This is a genomic window from Sphingobacterium puteale (genome assembly GCF_003627955.1).
Lineage (GTDB): Bacteria > Bacteroidota > Bacteroidia > Sphingobacteriales > Sphingobacteriaceae > Sphingobacterium > Sphingobacterium puteale.
In genome coordinates this window covers 215,717-222,121 of sequence record NZ_RBWS01000013.1, presented here as the reverse complement: position 1 = coordinate 222,121, position 6,405 = coordinate 215,717, and the positions used below count along the sequence as shown (strand labels likewise).

The 6,405-nt window shown below is 39.9% G+C and carries 3 protein-coding genes; 2 read left to right on the top strand and 1 reads right to left on the bottom strand.

Annotated features, from left to right (window positions below; genetic code table 11):
• Positions 1 to 840: 840 nt before the first annotated feature.
• The gene (locus D7322_RS17955) at positions 841 to 2,247 is read left to right on the top strand and encodes a Gfo/Idh/MocA family protein (protein ID WP_183078746.1); all 1,407 of its coding nucleotides are present in this window, start codon (positions 841 to 843) and stop codon (positions 2,245 to 2,247) included.
• A gap of 69 nt (positions 2,248 to 2,316) precedes the next feature.
• The gene (locus tag D7322_RS17950; protein WP_121125615.1) at positions 2,317 to 3,354 is read left to right on the top strand and encodes a formylglycine-generating enzyme family protein; all 1,038 of its coding nucleotides are present in this window, start codon (positions 2,317 to 2,319) and stop codon (positions 3,352 to 3,354) included.
• A 45-nt stretch (positions 3,355 to 3,399) separates the two neighbouring features.
• Here D7322_RS17950 and carB read toward each other — a convergent pair whose 3' ends face one another.
• A complete protein-coding gene (carB, locus tag D7322_RS17945; RefSeq protein ID WP_121125614.1) occupies positions 3,400 to 6,219 on the bottom strand; it encodes a carbamoyl-phosphate synthase large subunit in 2,820 nt (939 codons plus the stop codon).
• Between the last annotated feature and the right edge of the window lie 186 nt (positions 6,220 to 6,405).

Here is a 6,405-nt window from a genome sequence, read left to right as displayed (position 1 = left end):
GAAGCCCTTGCTGGAAACAGTCAAGGGCTTCTTTCGTTTGGGTGCTCCCCAAGGACCTTTATTTATCCTCCGGTCCATTTCCTCCCTTTGCCGGTACCATGCCCCCGCTCCATGTTCGCTATCAAGAAGCGGCGGGGAACAACTACGGAACAGGGATCCTAAAGCGCATTTAGAATAGCATTGTTCCAAAGGATTGAGTAATCATCATCCTGACACGATCCATCTCACCTCATTGGCTTTTCCCTTTTCGTTGGGCACATAGATTTGATAGCTTCGTTCATTTAACTAACTTGATCGATTAACTATTTTCATTCTATGGCTGGATAGGCGAAGGGGAGTTTATTAATATTTAATTTGCTGCTAAACGTTCAAATCTGTAATCTTCAACACCAGGAATTAGTCGAAGATTATTTGAAAACATAATCATTAAATTTCGCTTTAATGATTCAATATTTTAGAAAACCATTCAAAAAAGACCCCGCAAAATGACCTATCGATGGAAGAGTACAGGGCTAAAGTTTTGTGTATATGTTTTTTCGGATTTTGCTCTGATATTGGAATAGTGTATTTACTGTGATGCGATACTTTTCATTAAAAAGACAAGATAGTAATAAATTAAGCAATCGTTTGTGTAGATTGAACAAACGATTGCTTTCAAGTTTGATTTTTTATTTTGAGAAAAGTGTTATATTATTGTTAAAGAGATTAAGTTCTTTAGTTAGAACCAAATATAAATCCAAATCCAAAGGGATTTTTCTTATTGACTGTTTAGTTTGTTTTAAAATAGGTGATTTTTTAGAGGGACCAATTGGTCCCTTTAAATTTACATGACTTTAAATTATGGATTCTAGAAGAGATTTTTTAAAAAAGGCCGGGATTTTATCATCGCTGGCTGTTTCACTTCCTACTTTGGTGAATGCCAATGCAACGGCAGAAGCATTTAATATGTGTGGTTACGCCGCACCCAAAATTGATAAGGTGAGAGTTGCTGTAATTGGATTGGGGATGCGTGGTCCCGGAGCAGTCGAACGACTGTCTTTTATCGAAGGTTGTGAGATCGTTGCACTTTGCGATAAACACCCTGAACGAGTTGAGAAAGCACAAAAGATTCTTACTTCGAAGGGCTTGAAGGCTGCAAAGCCTTATTCAGGAGAAGATGGCTGGAAATCATTGCTGAAAGAAGAAAAGTTAGATCTTGTCTATATTTGTACGCCTTGGGATTACCATGCACTCATGAGTATTGCAGCTATGAAAGCGGGTAACCATGTGGCTTGTGAAGTGCCAATTGCATTAACTATAAAAGATTGTTGGGAGGTAGTCAAAACATCTGAAGCGACAAAAAAACATTGTATGATGTTGGAGAATTGTTGCTATGACTTTTTCGAAATGTTGACATTGAATATGGTCCGCCAAGGTTTATTTGGTGAATTGATCCATGGTGAAGGTGCTTATATCCATGACCTATTGGACTTGAATTTCTCAAAGAATGGTTATGACAATATGTGGCGTCTAAGGGAAAATATTAAATACAATGGTAACCTATATCCAACTCACGGACTCGGGCCTGTCGCACAGTGTTTAAACATCAATAGAGGAGACAAGATGGATCATCTTGTCGCGATGTCGTCCAATGATTTTATGATGGGCGAGAAGGCTAAGGAACTCGCTGGAAAGGATTCGTTCTTTCAGGAATTCGTCGGAAAGAAATACCGTGGCAATATGAATACCACGCTAATTCGGACAGCGAAGGGTAAAACAATTATGCTACAACATGATGTGACTTCGCCTAGACCATATTCAAGACTACATACATTAAGCGGTACAAAAGGTTTCGCTCAAAAATACCCAACTGAGAATATTGCATTCGGTCACGAATTCATCAAGGAAGAAAAACTCAAAGAATTATATGATAAATATACACCAGAATTAGTGAAATACATCGGTGATAAGGCCAAAGAAGTTGGCGGTCACGGCGGGATGGACTTTATGATGGACTGGCGTCTAATCGACTGTCTGCGTAACGGATTGCCATTGGATCAAGATGTTTATGATGCCGCTTCATGGAGTTGTATTGTACCATTAAGTTTTGAGTCTGTTGAAAAGAACTGTAAAACGGTAGCTGTACCAGATTTTACAAAAGGTGCATGGAAGAATAATAATCCTGTGGATATCACCTTAAATGGTGGAGGTAATACACCTATTCGCTCAAAAAATACGAAAAAAGAAAATGTACAATTGGATGTATAAATTGTGCATCTAAGTCAATAATTGAAAGGGGAGCATTTTATTGTTCCCCTTTTATGTTTATCTTTAGGTATGTTAATCAATCTGACGCTAGTTACCTGTCTATCTATATTTTCCACAAAAGATACCCTTTCATGCTGTGTCGGTGAAAATATACCTACCCGGGCCGGAATGATCAAATCTCAGTTAGCCAAACAAAGCAGTAATGCTACGGGAAAGATGGTTTTAATTGAAGGTGGTAAATTTCTGATGGGAAGTTCGAATTTCGAAGATAGTAAACCTGTACATACTGTAGAACTCCATTCATTTTATATGGATGAGCATGAAGTTACAAATGCACAATTTGCTCAATTTGTAAAAGAGACTGGATATGTGACCGTAGCTGAGCGAAAGCTTGACTCAAAGGATTTTCCCGGTGTTGATCCGAATATGCTTGTCCCTGGTTCAGCTGTATTTTCAAAACCCAAAGAACTCAACTCTTTAAATAATTATCTGATGTGGTGGGAATATATTCCTGGCGCAAATTGGCAGCATCCTGAAGGACCCAATAGTTCAATAGAAGATAAAATGAATTACCCCGTTGTTCAAGTCGCCTACGAAGATGCTGCTGCTTATGCAAAATGGGCGGGGAAAAGATTGCCTACAGAGGCGGAATGGGAATATGCTGCCCGCTCGGGTAGGGATACGAACGAAGACCTGTACTATTGGGGAAAAGAACTTAAACCCAATGGCAAGTGGGCAGCGAATATATACCAAGGAAAATTTCCGGTTGAAGACTCAAAAGAAGATGGATACGAGGGAGCCGCTCCCGTAAAATCTTTTCAGGCGAATGCATTGGGACTCTATGATATGGAAGGGAATGTCTGGGAGTGGTGCTCCGATTACTACCGTCCGGATTATTACAAGAGTAGCGCGGTGGCAAATCCCAAAGGACCTGAAAACTCCTATGATCCACAGGAACCTAATCTTGAAAAACGTGTTCAGCGTGGTGGATCATTTCTCTGTAATGATCAATATTGTGAACGTTATAAAGCGGGGAGCAGGGGAAAAGGGGAGGTCAATAGCCCGACAAATAATGTCGGTTTCCGATGTGTTAAAGATATAAAATAGAAAGGGCTTGCAAAATGCAAGCCCTTTCTATTTTATAATGACGCGTTATTGTGCATTCAAAAACATTGATTTTTGATTGTACAATTCTCTGAAATATGGATCTTGAAGATCTTTGATAAAGCGGATCGCTTCACCGGTTGATTTCATTTCAGGGCCTAATTGTTTGTCTACTTCAGGGAATTTATTGAAGGAGAATACTGGTTCTTTAATTGCATATCCTTTCAATTTACGTTCGATTGTGAAGTCACTCAATTTATTGACACCTAACATCACTTTTGTCGCGATGTTGATGTAAGGAACATCATACGCTTTTGCGATAAAAGGAACTGTACGTGATGCACGTGGATTAGCTTCGATGACATACACATTCTCACCTTTTACAGCAAATTGGATGTTTAGTAGACCACGTACATTCAACGCTTTTGCTAATTTGATGGAGTATTCTTCCATCTTATCCTGAACAGCTTGTGAGAGGCCGAATGGAGGTAATACCGCCGATGAGTCTCCGGAGTGAATACCTGCAGGCTCAATGTGTTCCATCATACCGATGATATGTACATCTTCACCATCACAGATTGAATCTGATTCTGCTTCTTCAGCGCGATCCAAGAAATGGTCGATCAGGATATGGTTACCGGGAAGGTTTTTCAATAAGTTAACAACCGCTTTTTCCAGGTCTTCATCATTGATGACTATGCTCATCCCTTGTCCACCCAATACATAGGAAGGGCGAACCAATACTGGATAACCAACTTCGTTGGCTACTTGTAAAGCCTCTTCTGCCGAGGTAGCTACGCCATATTTTGGATATGGAATATTTAATTCTTTCAATAGATCAGAGAAACGGCCGCGGTCTTCTGCCAAGTCCATATTCTCGAATGATGTACCAATGATTTTTACACCAAGTTGCTCCAAACGCTCAGCCATTTTAAGTGCTGTCTGCCCACCTAATTGAACGATTACACCTTCTGGTTTTTCCAGTTCGATGATCTCACGGACATGCTCCCAGAATACGGGTTCGAAGTATAACTTGTCTGCCATATTGAAATCTGTTGATACTGTCTCAGGGTTACAGTTCACCATGATTGCCTCGTAACCACATTCTTTCGCAGCCAATAATCCGTGTACACAAGAGTAATCGAACTCGATACCTTGACCGATACGGTTTGGACCTGAACCTAAAACGATGATTTTCTTTCTGTCTGAAGAAATGGATTCGTTTTCTTCTTCGAATGTCGAATAGTAATATGGGGTCTGTGCAGGGAATTCCGCTGCACAAGTATCAACCATTTTGTAAACACGGTTGATGCCTAGTTCCTTACGGCGGTCATATACCTGATCTTCCGTTACATTACCTAATAACCAGGCAATCTGTACATCTGAATAACCTTTTTGTTTTAAGGTCATGAAGAAATCGCGTGGAATGTTATTCAATTGATAACGACGTAATTCTTGCTCAAGGTGTACCAACTCTTGGATCTGTACCAAGAACCATTTGTCGATACGTGTCGCTTTGCGGATAGATTCCAAAGGAACACCTAATTCGAATGCATCTTTGATATGGAATAGACGGTCACCGCTTGGATGCTCTAGGCTATCCATGATCTCGTCCAGATTTCTCCATTGACGACCATCAGCACCTAAACCTGCACGACCAGTTTCAAGAGACTGACATGCTTTCTGTAAAGCTTCGATAAATGTACGGCCGATCGCCATCACTTCACCTACAGCTTTCATTTGAAGACCTAATTCCTTGTTTGCACCTTTGAATTTGTCAAAGTTGAAACGCGGGATTTTTACGATAACATAATCTAGCGTTGGTTCGAAATATGCTGAGGTTGTTTTTGTAATCTGATTTTGCAACTCATCCAAGTTGTATCCGATGGCTAATTTAGCCGCAATCTTTGCAATTGGATAACCAGTTGCTTTCGATGCTAAAGCTGAAGAGCGTGATACACGTGGATTGATTTCGATCGCAATAATTTCTTCATTTTCTGGATTAACAGAGAACTGAACGTTACATCCACCGGCGAAGTTACCAATCGAACGCATCATCAAGATCGCTTGATTACGCATATCTTGGTAGCATTTGTCTGATAATGTCATACCTGGCGCAACTGTGATGGAGTCTCCGGTGTGGATACCCATCGGGTCAAAGTTCTCAATGGTACAGATAATGATGACATTGTCGTTGGTATCGCGAAGTAATTCCAACTCGAACTCTTTCCAACCCAATACAGCTTGTTCTACCAAAACTTCATGTGTTGGTGAAGCATGCAAACCTCTGTTTAAAGCTGCATCAAAATCTTCTTTTCTATGCACAAATCCACCTCCGGTACCTGCGAGTGTATAGGAAGGACGAATAACAAGAGGATAACCAATTTCTTGTGCAGCTTCTTTACCTTCAAGGAAAGAGTTAGCAATTTTGGATTTTGCAACACCTACACCGATATCAACCATTAATTGACGGAATTCTTCACGGTTTTCAGTTTTTTCAATGGCAGCAACATCAACACCGATTACACGAACGTTGTATTTTTCCCAAAGGCCCAGATTGGAAGCTTCGATACATAAGTTCAAAGCGGTCTGACCACCCATGGTAGGAAGTACTGCGTCAATGTTATGTTTTTGCAATATCTCTTCAATACTTTCGCATGTTAATGGAAGTAAGTAGACATTGTCTGCAACAACTTTGTCCGTCATGATTGTTGCAGGGTTTGAGTTGATGATGGATACTTCAATACCTTCTTCTTTCAATGAAAGGGATGCTTGAGATCCAGAATAATCAAATTCACAAGCTTGACCGATAACGATGGGACCTGATCCGATGATTAAAACCGACTTAATGGAAGTGTTTCTTGGCATTATATCTAGTTCAAAAAATTAAATTTCCTATTGTAAATCTGAGCAAAGACAATCAAAAATAGCTCATGGGGAAGGGTCATTCCGACTGCTTTGTCGGAGTGCAAAGTTACATTTTAAATTTTGAAAATGAAGTATTTATTTTAAGAATATTTCAAAATAAAATATGCTTTATTGGAAAAGTGGTCT

What these genes read in the sequence shown, in the direction of transcription:
- D7322_RS17955 (WP_183078746.1), top strand. Translation starts at nt 841, where the DNA reads ATGGATTCTAGAAGAGATTTTTTAAAAAAGGCCGGGATTTTATCATCG.
- D7322_RS17950 (WP_121125615.1), top strand. Translation starts at nt 2,317, where the DNA reads ATGTTAATCAATCTGACGCTAGTTACCTGTCTATCTATATTTTCCACA.
- carB (WP_121125614.1), bottom strand. Translation starts at nt 6,219, where the DNA reads ATGCCAAGAAACACTTCCATTAAGTCGGTTTTAATCATCGGATCAGGT.